The organism is Pseudomonas folii (assembly GCF_014357575.1).
GTDB lineage: Bacteria > Pseudomonadota > Gammaproteobacteria > Pseudomonadales > Pseudomonadaceae > Aquipseudomonas > Aquipseudomonas folii.
This window is the reverse complement of record NZ_JACONW010000051.1, coordinates 1-15,380: the sequence shown is the minus strand read 5'-3', so window position 1 is coordinate 15,380 and position 15,380 is coordinate 1. Positions and strand designations below refer to the sequence as shown.

General features: G+C 57.6%; 15 protein-coding genes. 7 read left to right on the top strand and 8 right to left on the bottom strand.

Going from position 1 to position 15,380, the window contains the following annotated elements; all coding sequences use genetic code 11:
- The 5 genes from H8S59_RS12760 (at window position 1) to H8S59_RS12740 (ending at window position 5,552) form a co-directional block, all read left to right on the top strand.
- Window positions 1-894: an ABC transporter permease gene (locus H8S59_RS12760; RefSeq protein WP_027900788.1), complete on the top strand. Its 894-nt coding sequence runs from the start codon at window positions 1-3 to the stop codon at window positions 892-894.
- Window positions 895-896: 2 nt separating this feature from the next.
- The gene (locus H8S59_RS12755; RefSeq protein ID WP_187521635.1) at window positions 897-1,940 is read left to right on the top strand and encodes an ABC transporter ATP-binding protein; all 1,044 of its coding nucleotides are present in this window, start codon (window positions 897-899) and stop codon (window positions 1,938-1,940) included.
- Window positions 1,937-2,944, top strand: coding sequence for an ABC transporter ATP-binding protein (locus tag H8S59_RS12750; protein WP_187521634.1), 1,008 nt, complete (start codon window positions 1,937-1,939; stop codon window positions 2,942-2,944). Before H8S59_RS12755 ends, H8S59_RS12750 begins: the two co-directional genes overlap by 4 nt.
- On the top strand, window positions 2,941-4,119 hold the full coding sequence (locus H8S59_RS12745; protein ID WP_187521633.1) for an amidase: 1,179 nt from the start codon (window positions 2,941-2,943) through the stop codon (window positions 4,117-4,119). Before H8S59_RS12750 ends, H8S59_RS12745 begins: the two co-directional genes overlap by 4 nt.
- A gap of 167 nt (window positions 4,120-4,286) precedes the next feature.
- The gene (locus H8S59_RS12740; RefSeq protein WP_187521632.1) at window positions 4,287-5,552 is read left to right on the top strand and encodes a Zn-dependent hydrolase; all 1,266 of its coding nucleotides are present in this window, start codon (window positions 4,287-4,289) and stop codon (window positions 5,550-5,552) included.
- 144 nt (window positions 5,553-5,696) lie between these two features.
- Here the strand turns inward: H8S59_RS12740 and H8S59_RS12735 are convergent, their stop codons facing one another.
- The 8 genes from H8S59_RS12735 to H8S59_RS12700 all read right to left on the bottom strand — a co-directional run bounded on the left by H8S59_RS12735 (window position 5,697) and on the right by H8S59_RS12700 (window position 14,022).
- Entirely contained in the window at window positions 5,697-6,182 is a 486-nt protein-coding gene (locus H8S59_RS12735; RefSeq protein WP_187521631.1) for a helix-turn-helix domain-containing protein, read from the bottom strand.
- A gap of 303 nt (window positions 6,183-6,485) precedes the next feature.
- The gene (locus H8S59_RS12730; protein WP_187521630.1) at window positions 6,486-7,097 is read right to left on the bottom strand and encodes a PqiC family protein; all 612 of its coding nucleotides are present in this window, start codon (window positions 7,095-7,097) and stop codon (window positions 6,486-6,488) included.
- Window positions 7,094-8,776 (bottom strand): PqiB family protein, encoded by a 1,683-nt coding sequence (locus H8S59_RS12725; protein WP_187521629.1) that lies wholly within the window; start codon window positions 8,774-8,776, stop codon window positions 7,094-7,096. The genes H8S59_RS12730 and H8S59_RS12725 overlap by 4 nt, the downstream gene beginning before the upstream one ends.
- Complete coding sequence (locus H8S59_RS12720) at window positions 8,769-9,383, bottom strand: paraquat-inducible protein A (protein WP_095097995.1); 615 nt, start codon at window positions 9,381-9,383, stop codon at window positions 8,769-8,771. Before H8S59_RS12720 ends, H8S59_RS12725 begins: the two co-directional genes overlap by 8 nt.
- The gene (locus H8S59_RS12715; protein ID WP_095097992.1) at window positions 9,380-10,012 is read right to left on the bottom strand and encodes a paraquat-inducible protein A; all 633 of its coding nucleotides are present in this window, start codon (window positions 10,010-10,012) and stop codon (window positions 9,380-9,382) included. The genes H8S59_RS12720 and H8S59_RS12715 overlap by 4 nt, the downstream gene beginning before the upstream one ends.
- A 233-nt stretch (window positions 10,013-10,245) precedes the next feature.
- Entirely contained in the window at window positions 10,246-12,360 is a 2,115-nt protein-coding gene (locus H8S59_RS12710) for a putative bifunctional diguanylate cyclase/phosphodiesterase (protein ID WP_187521628.1), read from the bottom strand.
- 277 nt (window positions 12,361-12,637) lie between these two features.
- Window positions 12,638-12,937 carry a protealysin inhibitor emfourin gene (locus H8S59_RS12705; protein ID WP_095097986.1) on the bottom strand — a complete coding sequence of 100 codons (300 nt, stop codon included), beginning with the start codon at window positions 12,935-12,937 and terminating at the stop codon, window positions 12,638-12,640.
- A 17-nt stretch (window positions 12,938-12,954) separates the two neighbouring features.
- On the bottom strand, window positions 12,955-14,022 hold the full coding sequence (locus tag H8S59_RS12700; protein WP_187521627.1) for a M4 family metallopeptidase: 1,068 nt from the start codon (window positions 14,020-14,022) through the stop codon (window positions 12,955-12,957).
- 318 nt (window positions 14,023-14,340) lie between these two features.
- Between H8S59_RS12700 and H8S59_RS12695 the strand changes: the two genes are divergently transcribed.
- Both H8S59_RS12695 and H8S59_RS12690 read left to right on the top strand, forming a co-directional pair.
- Window positions 14,341-14,694: a hypothetical protein gene (locus H8S59_RS12695; protein WP_187521626.1), complete on the top strand. Its 354-nt coding sequence runs from the start codon at window positions 14,341-14,343 to the stop codon at window positions 14,692-14,694.
- A 108-nt stretch (window positions 14,695-14,802) separates the two neighbouring features.
- The gene (locus H8S59_RS12690) at window positions 14,803-15,303 is read left to right on the top strand and encodes a hypothetical protein (protein ID WP_095097977.1); all 501 of its coding nucleotides are present in this window, start codon (window positions 14,803-14,805) and stop codon (window positions 15,301-15,303) included.
- Window positions 15,304-15,380 lie beyond the last annotated feature (77 nt).

Here is a 15,380-nt window from a genome sequence, read left to right as displayed (position 1 = left end):
ATGAACCTGTCGATATTGCGACCGGCCGCGCCGGTCATTGCTCCCGTCGAAAGCTCGCCGGGCTACTGGAGTGAAGTGTTTGGTCGCGTGCGCCGCGATCCGGTGGCGTTGTTCGTGGGCACGATCATTTTCGTGTTGCTGCTGCTGGCCGTGTTCGGGCCATGGATCGTTCCAGGGGATGCGTTTACCACCTCCATGTTCAAACGCCTGAAGCCAATCGGCACCGAAGGCTTTCCTCTGGGCACCGATGAACTGGGCCGTGATCTGCTCTCGCGCCTCATGCTGGGTGCGCGCTTGTCGTTGTTCATGGGCATCACGCCGGTGATCTTCGCCTTTTTCATCGGTGGTGCGATCGGGGTAATTGCCGGTTACTTCGGTGGCTGGCTGAACAGCCTGATCATGCGCACCGTGGATGTGTTCTATGCATTCCCGTCGGTGCTGCTGGCGATCGCTTTCTCGGGAGCGTTGGGGGCTGGGGTCAACAATGCCTTGCTGTCACTGACACTGGTGTTCGTGCCGCAAGTGGCGCGGATCGCTGAGAGCGTCACCACTCAGGTGCGCAACCGGGATTACATCGAAGCGGCGCGTGCCTCGGGGGCGGGTTCATTCACGATTATTCGCACTCAGGTGTTGGGCAATGTGCTGGGACCGATCTTCGTGTTCACCACGGGACTGATTTCGGTGTCGATGATCCTCGCTTCGGGACTGTCGTTTCTCGGGCTGGGTGTCACGCCGCCCGAGCCCGAGTGGGGCCTGATGCTCAATACCCTGCGCACCGCGATCTACACCCAGCCACTGGTTTCGGCCTTGCCGGGAGCGATGATTTTCATCACCTCGATCTCTTTCAACGTGCTCGCCGATCGGTTGCGGGCGGCCATGGCAATCAGGAGCTGACGATGACCAAGCGCGATATCGGCGGTCCAGCGCAGCCACTGCTGAAAATGGAAAATCTGGTCAAGCACTTCCCGGTCAAAGGTGCGTTGGGCAAACGCAGCGTGGTTCGTGCCGTGGATGGCATCAACTTTGTCGTCCACAAGGGCGAAACCCTCGGGGTGGTTGGTGAGTCCGGCTGCGGCAAGTCCACCACGGCGCGGTTGTTAATGCAGTTGATTGAGCACGACAGTGGCGAACTGGTCTTCGATGCCATGAGCGTCGGCGGGCTTCAACTGCCGTTGCGTGACTACCGGCGTCAGGTGCAGATGGTTTTTCAGGACAGCTACTCGTCGCTGAACCCGCGCCTGACCATGGAACAATCCGTAGCGTTCGGTCCGTCCGTACACGGCGTCAGCCAGAAGGACTCACTGCTTCGTGCCCGAGACCTGTTAGGCCGGGTCGGACTGGAACCGACGCGCTTTGCCGGTCGCTACGCCCATGAGCTTTCCGGCGGGCAGCGTCAGCGGGTAAATATTGCCAGGGCACTGGCGGTGGACCCGCGTCTGGTGATCCTCGATGAAGCCGTCTCGGCGCTGGACAAGTCCGTTGAGGCGCAGGTCCTGAACCTGTTGCTGGACCTCAAGGACAGCCTGCAACTCACCTACGTGTTCATCAGTCACGACTTGCATGTGGTGCGCTATTTATCCGACCGGATCATGGTCATGTACCTGGGGGAGATCGTTGAGATCGGCCCCGCAGAAGCCTTGTTCTCGGACGCCCAGCACCCGTACACCCAGGCGTTGCTGACGTCCATGCCTTCAATGGATCCGGCCCATCGCACGCTGATATCGCCATTGTCCGGTGATCCGCCCAGCCCGATCGATCCGCCGTCAGGCTGTCGTTTTCACACGCGCTGCCCACACGCAGAAGCGATTTGCGCGCAGACCGCTCCGGTGCTGACGGAGACCGGAGCAGATCATCAGGCGGCATGCCTGATGGTTCAGCCGGGGGCAGGGCACAGTCGCAGTCCGTCGGCGCAGCTGATTCACAGAGGAGCACTGGCATGAGCGAACAACCCATGGTTGCCGTGCGTGACCTCAAGGTCCGTTTCAAGCGAGGTGGACAGACGTTATCAGCGGTCAATGGCGTCAGCCTGGAAGTGGCCAAGGGTGAAGTTCTGGCGCTGATCGGTGAATCCGGTTCGGGCAAGAGCGTCACCTTGCGCGCCCTGATGCGCCTGCATTCCGAGCGCTCGACCACCATCGAGGGACAGATCGATATCGCCGGGCAGAACCTGATGAAACTGTCCCGCAGCCAGTTGCAAGCGTTGCGCGGGCCGGTGGCTTCAATGATTTTTCAGGAACCGCTGCTGGCGCTTGATCCGGTTTACACCATTGGCCAGCAGATCGTTGAAGCGCTACGGCGTCATCGGCAGATGTCTAAATCTGAAGCCCGCTCGGCGGCACTTGATGCCTTGCGCAGTGTGCGCATTCCCAGCCCCGAGCAGCGTCTGGATGCGTACCCCCACGAGATGTCTGGCGGTATGCGCCAGCGGGCGATGATCGCGTTGGCGCTTGCCTGCAAGCCGCAGATTTTACTCGCGGACGAGCCGACCACAGCGCTGGACGCCACGGTGCAGATCCAGATTCTGATCCTGCTGCGCGAATTGCAACAGGCACTGGGCCTGTCGATCATCTTCGTGACCCACGACATTGGCGCTGCCGTTGAGGTCGCTGACCGGGTGGCGGTGATGTATGGCGGGCGCATCGTCGAGCAGGCACCTCTGGCCGAATTGCTTGAAAACCCACGGCACCCCTATACCCAGGTTTTGCTCGGCACGCGCCCCAAAGACGGTCTGCGCAAAGGCGAACGCCTGATCAGCATTCCCGGTGCGCCTCCTGATCTGGCCAATCTGCCGGCAGGGTGCGCCTTTGCCCCACGCTGCCCGCGCGCTACGGATATCTGTCGCAGCGAAGTCCCGGCTATCGAGACTATTTTTGCCGAGCACTCCGTGAGCTGCCATCACTGGAGTGAGGCCCCCGTTCATACACTTTGTGAGTCCATGACATGACCGATTCTGCGTTTGCTTTCATGCCTTATCCCCACGTTGACGTGCCCCGAGCAGCCAGCGGCCCTTTGGCGGGTTACACGTTTGCCGCCAAAGACCTGTTTGACGTAGCGGGTTATCCAACCGGTGGCGGTAATCCCCATGTGCTGGCCATGTCCGGGATCAAGACCCTGACTGCGCCGACCATCCAGCGTCTGCTCGACGCGGGTGCCGAGCTGGTGGGCAAGGCGCACACCAATGAAATGGCTTACTCGATGAGTGGCAAAAACGCCCACTACGGCACACCACGCAATGGCGCAGCCCATGACCGGATTCCGGGCGGCTCGTCATCTGGTTCGGCATCGGCGGTTTCCAACAACTTGTGTGATTTCGCCATGGGCAGCGACACCGGCGGCTCGGTGCGGACCCCGGCCAGCTATTGCGGACTCTTCGGGCTGCGTCCGAGTCATGGTCGGGTGTCGCTGGCGAACACTCAGGCGCTGTGTGAAAGCATGGACACCGCAGGGTATTTTGCCCGTGAGGCCAAAGTGTTCGGTCTGGTCGGTGAGTGTTTGCTGGGTGAGGATCCCGCACCGTTGCCGGATGTGCCGAAAATGGTGATCAGCGAGGCATTGTTCGGCTTGTTGCCAGCGGCATCGCTGGATGCCCTGGCACCGGCCATCGCCCGCATCACCGAGTGCTGTGGGCCGTTGGAAAAACTGCAAGGTGAGCTGCCTTCGTTGACCGATGCCTATTGGGCGTTCCGTTATATTCAGGGCCGCGAAGCCTGGCAGGCGCAGGGTGAGTTGATTGAACGTGAAGGCCTGGCACTGGGCGCGGATGTCGCGGCACGTTTTGCCTGGTCAAAGGCAGTCACTGACGAGCAGTACAACGACGCCTGTGCGTTGCGCGAACGGTTTGCCGCGCACTGGAAAGAACTGCTGGGTGATCGCGTACTGGTGATGCCCACTGTCCCGGATATTGCGCCGTTGCTCAGCGCCAGGGATGAAGAGATCGAAGAGACCCGGCGTATTTCCCATCACTTGCTGGCCATTTCCGTACTGTGCCGTACGCCGCAGTTGAGCATGCCGCTGACCATGAAAGACGGAGCCCCGCTGGGCATCTCACTGATGGGCCCGGTGGGCAGTGATCTGAGCCTGGTGAAGCTGGCGGTGAAGATTGCTGGTTACACATCCTGAATCACTAAGGCGCTCGCGGCTAAAGCCGCTCCTACGAATTGCATGTAACCGTAGGAGCGGCTTTAGCCGCGAGGAGGCCCCTTCATATCTACGCTTTTCATCAGACGTACCGCCCTCCGGCTGAAGCCGGTCCTGCCAGGGTATTGCTTCTCACTGGAGAAACCATCATGACCACCCCGTTTACCTCCACAACATTGCTCACGTCCAACGCTCCGCTGATCAACAGCCAGCGCCTCTGGCAATCATTGATGGATCTTGCGCAGATCGGCGCTACGGCCAAGGGCGGCGTCTGTCGCCTCGCGCTGACCGACCTTGATCGGCAGGCCCGGGATCTGTTCGTCAAATGGTGCGAGGAGGCAGGCTGTACGGTGAGCGTTGATGCGATCGGCAATATCTTTGCCCGGCGTCCCGGACGCAATCCAGAGCGTGCACCGGTGATGACCGGCAGCCATATCGACACTCAGCCTACGGGCGGCAAGTTCGACGGTTGTTTTGGGGTAATGGCCGGACTGGAAGTGATCCGCACCCTCAACGATCTAGGGCTGGAAACCGGCGCGCCTGTGGAAGTCGTGGTCTGGACCAACGAAGAAGGCTCGCGCTTCCCGCCATGCATGATGGGCTCGGGTGTGTTCGCCGGCCAATTGAATCTGGCCGAGACCCTGGCCAAACAGGACGAGCAAGGCCTGGTGGTCGGCGAGGAACTGCAGCGTATTGGTTACGCGGGGAGCAGGGCGGTGCTCGGCCATCCGGTGGGCGCTTACTTCGAAGCCCACATTGAACAAGGCCCCATTCTTGAGGATCAGGAAAAAACCATCGGCGTGGTCATGGGCTGTCTTGGGCAGAAATGGTTCGATCTGACCCTGACCGGCGTTGAAGCCCACGCAGGACCGACGCCCATGTCGCTGCGCAAGGATGCTCTGGTCGGGGCGGCGCAGGTCGTGAGTGCGGTCAATCGCATTGCTTTGCAGAGTCAGCCGCATGCCTGTGGCACCGTCGGGTGTCTGAACATCCATCCGGGCTCACGTAACGTGATCCCCGGCGAAGTGAAGATGACCATCGATTTCCGTCACCTTCAGGCTGACAAACTTCAGGCAATGGTTGACGAGCTGCGGCAAGTGATCGAAAGCACCTGTACTCAACACGGCCTGAGCTATCAATTGACGCCCACTGCAGACTTTCCGCCGCTGGACTTCAACAGCCTGTGTGTAGACGCTGTCCGCCAGGGTGCTGCGCAATTGGGGCTTAGCCATATGGATATCGTCAGCGGTGCGGGGCACGATGCTATTTTTATCGCCGAACTGGGGCCAGCCGGGATGATCTTCGTGCCGTGCGAAGGCGGCATCAGTCACAACGAAATCGAAAACGCGACACCCGAAGATCTGGCGGCTGGCTGCGCGGTGCTGCTGAGAGCGATGGTAACGGCGGCTCAATAACATGTTGGATAGGCCAGCAAGGCACATCGCTGGCGTTCGAAGAGTGGACAATAATCCGTAACTTCGTTGCAGTAACTTATAAACAAGCGAATATATCTGTTCGCAATAATCGTTGTAACAGTAACTTCAAATGAGGGTATTCGATCAATTCAAACGCGAGGTAACGAAGATCAGGCGTAAAGTCGCCAGTGCAATGGCTTCGGCCTCGCCCTTGATGTTTTCGAGCTGGGTATGCCTGCCATCGGCCTTGCCCGATTCACCGCTGCTGTCAGCCAGCCGACTGATTTGATACAAGTCTGTGGTGATCCCGTGCAGATTGGTCTGCAGGCGTTCGATCAGGCTGTCCAGCCGATCAGTGCCGTTCAAGCCATCGCGCACGGGCAGATCCGCGGACTGTTCGTTGACTTCCGACTCACCTTTCACGAGGGGCAAACGAAGGCCTGTCACGACATAGGCCACATCGACTCCGCCCTTGGCGATTCGGGACAGATAATCGGCTCTGGGGTATCGCAAGCCATTTTCGTAGTTACCCTGCGCATTTGTTTCAACACCGCCAATCGAGCCCAGCGCGCTTTGTGACAGTTTAAGGCGCAGGCGTTCTTCTTTCAGACGTTGACCGATGTGAGTCATGGCGGCTTTCCGAGCAGTTATTCATCAGGATTGCCACGCGCTGGGCGCGGCAATTTGTCAGGGGTGAATATGACTCATCCAGATTTACAGCAAAGATAACGAAATCAATCGGATACGACAGTCTGGTGGTTTTGCTCCACCGAAAGAATGTTAACAATACAGCTAAATGAAACTCAAGTGGATCCAAAGGAGTGAATTAGTTGAACGATAGTTTCAATCAGATGTATTGGCAATAAGTATGCATCGCAATGGATGTCATAAGCAGCGGCCCACTGAGGGGGCCGCGAAGGGACGTTCAATGTATCAAGGGCAGCGTGTGCTGGTGTGCTGCGACCAGGTAGTGGCGGTTTTAGCGATGCTGTCCGCCAGCCGTGATACTGCTCGTTGGTGAGCAATAACCAGATTTTCCATGCCTTGGCCTGCTGGTTCGCGAATGATGCTGCTGCAGGTCAGGCTTTGCCGCTTGGCATCGTTGTTACGCAACCCCAGCGTCCAGACAACATCGATCAGGGCATATTGGTTTAGCACTGACTCGAAACGGCGTACATCCGTACGCAGTGACAGGACGGGTTGAGCCGCGTTCTTTGGCAGACCCGCCATGTCGCGACTGCCAAAGCGACGCTCCAACTGACCGGTCAGCGCATCATGGAATTCGTCACCCAACGGCGATCCCCAACGCTCGGCGTCCAGAATCGCGAGGCTGCCATTGCCCTGACGCACCACCAATGGCGGCTGGTCAACCTGAACCGCCATCAGCACCGGGAGCATTTCGAACTGAAAGGGAGCAGGGCTGGCAACCGGCTGTGGATTCGTCCCCATGGGCGCGATCAGTGTGTAGTAATGGGTTGGCGTCGAGGAGCAGGCGCTGAGTCCCAGCGCGGCTGCCAAGGCTATGAACTTCAGACGCAAACTCATTGTTGTGGCTCCAGGTCGATGGCACGGGATGATGAAGGGGCCTTGTAAGAACCCGGCGCGGCGTCGCCAGTGCGGCCACGAAGCAATGCTTCAGGATGACGACTGAGGAAGTCGGTCAGCACGCGGACCGAGCGCGCCGTACGCTGCACTTCGTCCATGGCCTGGCCCAGTTGCTGACGTGCCGGAGAGTCTTCGGCCAGACTGTCGTTAGCAGTACCCAGAGTTTTCTGCGCCTGTTGCAGCGTGCCGCGCATTTCCGGCAAAACGGTGCCGTTGACGGTCTTCAGGGTTTTCTGCAATTCGCTCAGGCTACCGTTGAGATTCTTCGCCAGATCATCGAGGGGCAACTTACTGATTTTCTCGACGAAGGCTTGCAATTGCTCCTGCAGCTTGTCAAAGCTGCCCGGCACGGTAGGTATTTCCAGCGGGCGGTTTTTAGGATTGAACACAACCTTTGGCGCCTTGGGATCGAAATCCATCGCGATGTATAACTGACCTGTCAGCAGGTTGCCCGTCCGGATTTGCGCGCGCAGGCCCCGGGCAACAAATGCCCCGAGGATGCGTGCCGATTGTTCGTCAACGTCGCCGCTGCCGCCCAGTTGCTGAAGTTTCTCTTGTGCAGCGCCAAGACGTTTTGGATAGATCACCGCGCCGACTACGCCTGGAAATGTCTGGGACACAGGGTCGTAATCGAGGTCGACGGACACTACGCGACCGATGTTCACCCCGAGAAATTCCACCGGCGCATTGACGGCAAGGCCTCTGAGAGACTGGTTGAAGCGCAGGCGAATGTAGTTCGGCTCGCCATCGGGAGGGGCGAGGGCGGACGCCTGATCATCGAATATCTTGAATTCGGCATTTTCCTCTGCGGGTTTCGCATCCGGACTCCAGTTCGGCTCGCGGAAGGCGATCCCGCCTGACAAGATTGACGCCACGGACTGAGTATCGATTTTCAGGCCAGCAGTGCCCACGGTGACATCCACACCACTGGCATTCCAGAATCGGGTATCGGTGGAGATGTACTGATCATTGGGCGAATTGATAAAGATCTGTATATCGACGCCCTTGCCGTCCTTGGACAGTTCGTAAGAGACAACTTGTCCGACCTGAATGCGGCGATAGTAGACCGGCGAGCCTATGTCCAGAGAACCGAGGTCGTCGGTATGCAATTTGAAACGCTTGCCTTTTTCCCCGAAGGCCACAGGTGGGGGCGTTTCCAGCCCGGTGAAGTCGGACTTGGTTTTTTCTGACCTGCCAGCGTCTGCACCGATGAAGGCGCCGGACAATAGCGTATCAACGCCCGATACGCCTTGAGCGCCGATCCGCGGACGCACGACCCAGAAGTTGGTGTCTTCCCGGGTGAACGGCCCCGCCGTGTTATTCAGCTCGATAGTTGCCAGAACATGAGTCCGGTCATCACTGAGTGAGATATCCGTGACCAGGCCGATCACCACATTCTTGTATTTGACCTGAGTCTTGTTGGCGTCCAGCCCCTCCGCGGTCAGAAAGCTCACGGTGATTTTGGGGCCCAACGACATCCAGTCATTGACGGCCATGGAAATCCCGATAAGCGCGGCCACAATCGGCACTAGCCAGACCAGCGAAACACGCAGGCGCCTGCGTTTGATATCCGGGCGGCTTGGGGCCGATGAAGAAGGGGGGAGGGTATTGTCAGACATCTTCAACCTCTGCGTCCCAGATAAGCCGGGGATCGAAACTCATGGCGGCAAACATCGTCATCACCACTACCAGACCAAAAAACAGAATGCCGATTCTGGGCTCGATGGTGCTGAGCTCATGAAACTGCACAAGGGCGGCCACCAAGGCCACCACCAATACGTCAAGCATCGACCAGTAGCCGATCAACTCGATGAAACGATACAACTTCGCCCGTTCCCGCATGGCCCACGTACTGCGACGCTGGCAGGTAATAAGCAGCAACCCGAGGACAAAGAATTTGATACTGGGCACCACCACGCTGGCGATGAAGATAAGCAGCGCGATATCCCACGAGCCACTTTTGAAAAACTCGATGACCCCACTCATGATGGTGTTCTGGCTGCTGTTGCCAAACATCGTGGTGTACATCACGGGAAGGGCGTTGGCCGGAATATAAAAGATGAGTCCGGCAATCAAAAAGGCCCAGGTGCGAACGATACTGTTGGGTTTGCGGGCATGAACCGGGGATTCACACCGCGGGCATTCGTGAGTGTTTTCCGGGCAAGCGTAGCCGCAGATGTGACAAAGCGTAAGGCCGTGCTCATGGGCAAAGGGGATGCCGTTCATTTGCGTGGCACTCCCAATTCGGTCCACAGGCGACGAGTATGTTTACCCGCGATCAGAATGATCAGGACCATCAGCATGGCCATGGCCCACAAGCCGACCCCTGCATGCACATCGAGCATGCCCGACAGTTTAACGATGGCGACCAGAATCCCCAGCATGCAGACTTCCAGCATGCTCCACGGCCTCAGATGTTCCAGCGCACGCATGCACATCTTGAAGCCTGGAGCCACATGGCCCTTTTGCGCATGGAGCAGTACCCAGAACAGGAGGATGATCTGCAGCATGGGCGCAAAAATGATCGACAGCCCGGCAACCAGCGCGATCAACGTAATGCGGCCCTGAGCCAGCGCCTCCACCGATGACCACAGCGTCACCTCATTACTCAGGCCCTTCATGCTGATGCTGATCACCGGGAACAGATTGGCAAAGACGAACAGCACTGCAGCGGCGATGGTCAATGCCAGTAATTGTTCAAGACTCAGGCGATGAGCCCGCGCCAGAACCGCACCGCAACGGGCGCAGGATGCTGTCTCGCCCTTTTCCAGAGGGACAGCCTCATACAGCGAGTCGCAATGTTCGCAAATGATCAGATCGTCAGAGGATGTGGTGTCAGCCAAGTTGGTGCTCATCTACGCCGCGGGCCGGGGAGGATAACGCAAGATACCAAAGGGCGAGAAGATACCTTTTTGACGCGCATATGGCTCCATTTATCAGCCGTTCCTTTTAATGGCATGAGAGATGGACCGCGAGCGCTGACTGACGTTCACGTGTCAATAAGCCATTATTTATGAATGGGCTTTCTCGATAACGACCGCGCCGATGTCTGGCCCCTTCAGGTATTGATCTGGAAGGGGTGGGTAGCTCAGATTACTGCAATGGTTGGCACGAACGACGCGGTCTCCAGACGTTTGAACTCCGCTACAAGAAAGTCAGTGGCCGCCTCGGCGCTGAGCGGTCTGGCAAAAAAATAGCCTTGCAAGAGGTGGCAGCCAAGGGCTCGCAATTGCTCGATCTGCTCCTCGGTTTCAACACCTTCGGCAACAATTTCGAGGCCCAGGTTTATCGCCAGCCCTATAGCCGTAGCGCAAATCTCCAGATCCTTGCCGCCTTTGCCGACATCGCGGACAAAGCTGCGATCAAGTTTGAAGGCGTGCACCGGCAAGACTCGCAGATAACCCAGCGATGAATAGCCCGTACCAAAATCGTCGATTGATAACCTGACGCCTAATCGGCGAAGGTCGCCGAGTCGCTCAATGGAGCGCTCGGGATCCTGCATGAGCACCGACTCCGTGATCTCCAGTTCCAGATGGTGCCCCTGAAGGTTGCACCGCAGCAGCGCGTTGGTGACGGTCGATTCAAGCTCGCTGACCAGCAACTGCTGGACTGACAGATTGACCGCAACTTTAAGGTCGGTGAAACCCATTGCATGCCAGCGGGCGAGCTGCTCGCAGGCAGTTTCGATAACCCATGCACCCATGTCGGCAATGATGCCCATGGATTCTGCCACCTGGATGAATCGATCCGGCATGACCAGACCGTAATCCGGATGCTGCCAGCGGATCAGTGCTTCAAGGCATACAGTCCGCCCATCCGACGCCAGCACCTGGGGTTGGTAGCACAGAAAAAACTGCTCTTTCTCAAGAGCCATGCCGAGCGCTGCCTCGAAATCGACCCTTTCCTGAATATTTTCCTTCATGGCGGGGTGATAGACCCGCAGGTTGCCCGGGCCGAAGCTCTTGGCCTCGTGCAATGCCAGTTCGGCAGCGCCGAGAATATCCTCGGGCTGGCAGGCATCATCCGGGAACACCGCGACCCCGGCACTGGAGGTTATTTTCAGTTGGCTGCCTGCAATGTCGAAGGATGACGCCAGGGCCTTGGAGAGCTTTTCCTGCAACCGGTTAACGCCATTGTCGTTCTTGACTCCGCTGGCACCTACCAACAATTGATCGGTGCCCACCCGTGCGATTAGGTCACTGTCGCGCGTGGTGAGTTGCAGACGTTGCGCAATCTTGACCAGCAACTGGTCGCCAGCCTTGTGTCCACGGGTGCCATTGATGATGCCCATCTGATCGAGCTCCAGCAGGAACACCACCAGCCGGGTTTGATGCTGTTTATTGACGGCAATCAAACTTTGCAGCCTGACCAGTGCTCCCGCACGATTGGGTAACTCGGTCAGTGCGTCATTGTGAAGGGCATGCTCGAAGCGCAGGTTAGCGATCCGATGGCTGTTGATCTCTTGTTCAAGCGCCCGATCAGTGCGCGCTTTCTCCTGTCTGCTTCTGGACACCTTTGCCTTGACCATCACTGAAAACCAGACCGCCAGAAACAGGAAACCAAACGCACCCAGGTAGGGCATCTTGACGACCCCGGCATCGGCCAGGCTGGTCAGGACGGTGGAAGTCAGTAACAGGACAATGGACGTCCAGATCACGATATTCGAGAACAACCCAGCCTGTTTTCTGATTCTGAGTGAGAACAGCGTGATCCAAAGCAGCAGCGTGAACGACAACAGGCGCATGATCTGATAAATAACCGACGGCTCGCCAGAGAGGATGAGCAGCTGTTCGCCCCAGGCAACCGTGCGCAAGCCCTCGGAATGCAGGCTTTCGAATCGGTAACCCAAGGGCGTGGCAAGGTTATGGAAGATGGCAAAAATGGCTACGCCAGCGACCAGCCATGAGGCTCTGTAAGCGTTCGGTCTGTTTTCCAGTGCAGCGATCAGGTAGCTGCTCAGCGGGACCAATAACAGCGAGAAAAAGTTGATCCATTTGTGGGCTGACAGTGCTGCCTGGACGGTCTGTGCCGAGTACTGAACGGCACAGGCGACCTGAAACAGGGCAAAGACCAGGCAGGTCGCCGAAAACATGACGCAGGCTCGCGTGTAACCGCTGTTGCGGGCCAGCAACGCGGCATTGAACGCGCCCATGACCAATATTCCCGTGGAGATGAAATACAGAGCAAGGATTGGTGCGATCATTTCGTCCTCTGAATTGGATCGGCGCACCAGCAACGACAAAGTCGGGATGGAAGGCTGCGGGATGGGATCCGACCCCTAGGATAACATCAAATAGCCATTACTTTGTTTTGCGTACTAAACAGAGTGAGAATTCAGCAGTCAGACCGCGTTATCGTCCATCGCGAGCAAGCTCGGCTCCCACAGGACCTGTTCAGTCCCGTGGGATCGGCTTTACCCGGGAAAGCGATTTCCCTGACGGTACATTTTCAGTGACTGTCCCGGCCTTTTCCCGGCCAGATCAAAGCTTCCCTGGCTTCGCGCGTTTCTGCAGGTAGCTCAGTAACGTTCTCGCCTCTTCTGGAATGTTGTGCTCGTCGAAAGAAATGCAGATGGCATTGGTGTCGTCTTCGATAGTGATCTCATACTGCTTCTGGTCCCGCACATGCTCTGAACCTGTGTCGGCGGATTTTTGCAGTCCGCGTTCCTCCATCAAACGCTTCACCTGTTCCACCAATGGCTGTTCAAGGTCAGCCATATTCACCTCGCAACTTTTGATTGCGCCGACAAAGCCACCGGATTGCACGTAGCACACTCTCATGATGGTGTTCCTCAGTATCAAACGTTGATGCCGACCTTTTTCCATGCAGCCTTTACGGCCTTTTTCGCTGCAGTGCCGTATTGTTTGCCGCTCGCGACCTGCACGCTGATCCTTGCACAGTCTGCGAACTGGCTGTTGCTATGCAGTTGCAACAAGGTTTCATACCAGATCCTGCCAGCCACTTCCCAGGCATTCCCGCCCAGTGCTTTGGCAGCCAGGACGAATGCCCGATTGGCGATGCCCGAGTTGATGTGCACGCCGCCGTTATCCTTGGGGCCGGTGTACAAGCCCGCCATGCTGGCGGGTTGCGGGTCATCACCCAGATCCGGGTCGTTCACATACGCGGTGCCAGGGTGCTCCATATCGCGAATGCCGCGGCGGGTAGGGGCCGGTACCACCAGTTCTTTACCGATCACCCAACTCGACTCTTCAGCGCTTGTGCCTTCTTTCCACTGGCGAACCAGAATCCCGAACACGTCGGCAAAATGTTCGTTGAGTGCGCCTGACTGTCCCTGATAACTCAGGTTGCTGGTGAACGACTGTACGCCATGGGTCAGCTCATGGCCGATGACTTCCAGACTGCCGGTGAAGCGCTTGAACACCTCGCCGTCTCCATCACCGTAGGCCATTTGCTCGCCATTCCAGAAGGCGTTGTTCATGGGCACGAACCCTCCCTGAAAATCCACCTCGGCGGCGTGCACGGAGGAAATCAACGTCATGCCGTTGTCATCAAGCGAATTGCGGCCAAACAGCTCGTTATAAAAGTCGTAAACATCGCCTGAACCATTGAAGGCTTCGTCCAGTGCGGCGTCGGCTGTGTCCGGCTGGCCTTCCGAGCGGCCAAGCGTGCCGGGCAGGGCGTTGGTCCCTTTGGCGTCGTACACCAGCCGATTCTTCTTACCGTCCGGCGACTTGCTTGCAAGCAAGGTCGGCATTGCTCGCGCGGAGTTCCGGAAAGCCACAAAGGCTGAACCGCTGGCCAGATTGGTGATCGCCAGCGCTCTGACTCGGGCATGAGGTGACTGAGCCAGGTGCTCGAGAATGTAGGGGGGAATGATGCAATGCAGCGGATTTCGATGGCACATGCGTGAAACTCCCTGAGCAGTGTTACAAAACCGTAACGGACTCTTTTTGGGCAGCGCAGGTATCGACGATGTTCCGACCGTTCGCCGGAGAGCGCAGTTGAGCCACGATTGCCTCCGGAAAACAGCAACTCTAATCGTTAGAATTTGTTACTGATGCATCAGGCCTCGGAGGACGTGTGCCACGCGGGGCTGGCTGGCGGGTGTGCTCTGATCCATTCGTGGCTGCCAGAGAGCGACGAAGTGTCGCCAGCGTGAATGAACCGTTGTCGATAGCAGCAATGCTAAACTTGCGTCCACTTTTGAGAGGAGCAAGCAGACGTGCGCAATTTGGCAATGATGATAGCGGTGCTGGCACTGGCTGGCTGCGATGCCGACAAGTCGACTCCACCCGCGCCCAAGGTGCAGGCAACGGCTGCAGTGCAAGCCCCGCAGGCTGCCCCGCAATGGGAAATCCAGATCAATGCCAATGAGGCGCTGAGCGATATCAGCGCCTGGTTGCTTGAGCGCAGCTACCCACCTTATCTGGTGACGATCAATGGCAAGCAACAGTTGCTGATCGGGCCTTATCCAAGCCAGGAACGCGCCGAAGAAATCCGCACTGAATTGTTGGCCAAGATCGCCAAATCCCACCGCAAAGCTGCCCCGGTGGTCATTCAGCGAGTACCGTCCTGAAGGCTATTGAGCTGTCGCCGCGAATGTAGCAAGACACTGGGTCATCGCTGTGACACCCTCGGTTCACGCGTTTCGAATCATTCGATGCGTGAACCGGGAAGCGCTGTTATGGACGAAATCCAAAGATTGGGCGAGTTACTGAGCGCTAATCAACGTCATGAAGAACATAAGCACCAGCAGTTCCACACCGGCCTTGCGCAATGGCAGGCCAGCATTCTCAAGCTTTACGAACAGATCGAAACCTGGCTCAAGCCACTGACCGACAGTGGCCAGATCACGGTTGAGTTCGAACCGCACCTTGCACAGAGCAAAGGCTATCCCGACGAAAATTCACCGTTTCGCACTCAGCGCATGACGCTGACAATCGCCGGGCGGCAGGTTGCCCTGATTCCTGAGGCAATGGGTGCAAAAGGTCTGGTGTCGATTTCTGCCACAGGATTGAGTCTGCATGCTCAGGAGCAGGTGTCATTGAGCTGTGTGGACGCCACGCAGGGTGTGCAGTGGATGGAGAAAAAGCGCATCGGCGTGAAAGAGTCCGAAGCGGTGCCGTTTACGGCGGATCATTTTGCCAGGCAGTTGCAGGCGTTGGTGCCGGGGAGTTCGGTTTAGGTCCTGTGTTTGTGTACATATCCGATATTGGCGTAACGGCTTGGATTGGTTGCGCTTTTACAGCGCCTCACTTTTGT

What these genes read in the sequence shown, in the direction of transcription:
- H8S59_RS12760 (WP_027900788.1), top strand. Translation starts at nt 1, where the DNA reads ATGAACCTGTCGATATTGCGACCGGCCGCGCCGGTCATTGCTCCCGTC.
- H8S59_RS12755 (WP_187521635.1), top strand. Translation starts at nt 897, where the DNA reads ATGACCAAGCGCGATATCGGCGGTCCAGCGCAGCCACTGCTGAAAATG.
- H8S59_RS12750 (WP_187521634.1), top strand. Translation starts at nt 1,937, where the DNA reads ATGAGCGAACAACCCATGGTTGCCGTGCGTGACCTCAAGGTCCGTTTC.
- H8S59_RS12745 (WP_187521633.1), top strand. Translation starts at nt 2,941, where the DNA reads ATGACCGATTCTGCGTTTGCTTTCATGCCTTATCCCCACGTTGACGTG.
- H8S59_RS12740 (WP_187521632.1), top strand. Translation starts at nt 4,287, where the DNA reads ATGACCACCCCGTTTACCTCCACAACATTGCTCACGTCCAACGCTCCG.
- H8S59_RS12735 (WP_187521631.1), bottom strand. Translation starts at nt 6,182, where the DNA reads ATGACTCACATCGGTCAACGTCTGAAAGAAGAACGCCTGCGCCTTAAA.
- H8S59_RS12730 (WP_187521630.1), bottom strand. Translation starts at nt 7,097, where the DNA reads ATGAGTTTGCGTCTGAAGTTCATAGCCTTGGCAGCCGCGCTGGGACTC.
- H8S59_RS12725 (WP_187521629.1), bottom strand. Translation starts at nt 8,776, where the DNA reads ATGTCTGACAATACCCTCCCCCCTTCTTCATCGGCCCCAAGCCGCCCG.
- H8S59_RS12720 (WP_095097995.1), bottom strand. Translation starts at nt 9,383, where the DNA reads ATGAACGGCATCCCCTTTGCCCATGAGCACGGCCTTACGCTTTGTCAC.
- H8S59_RS12715 (WP_095097992.1), bottom strand. Translation starts at nt 10,012, where the DNA reads ATGAGCACCAACTTGGCTGACACCACATCCTCTGACGATCTGATCATT.
- H8S59_RS12710 (WP_187521628.1), bottom strand. Translation starts at nt 12,360, where the DNA reads ATGATCGCACCAATCCTTGCTCTGTATTTCATCTCCACGGGAATATTG.
- H8S59_RS12705 (WP_095097986.1), bottom strand. Translation starts at nt 12,937, where the DNA reads ATGAGAGTGTGCTACGTGCAATCCGGTGGCTTTGTCGGCGCAATCAAA.
- H8S59_RS12700 (WP_187521627.1), bottom strand. Translation starts at nt 14,022, where the DNA reads ATGTGCCATCGAAATCCGCTGCATTGCATCATTCCCCCCTACATTCTC.
- H8S59_RS12690 (WP_095097977.1), top strand. Translation starts at nt 14,803, where the DNA reads ATGGACGAAATCCAAAGATTGGGCGAGTTACTGAGCGCTAATCAACGT.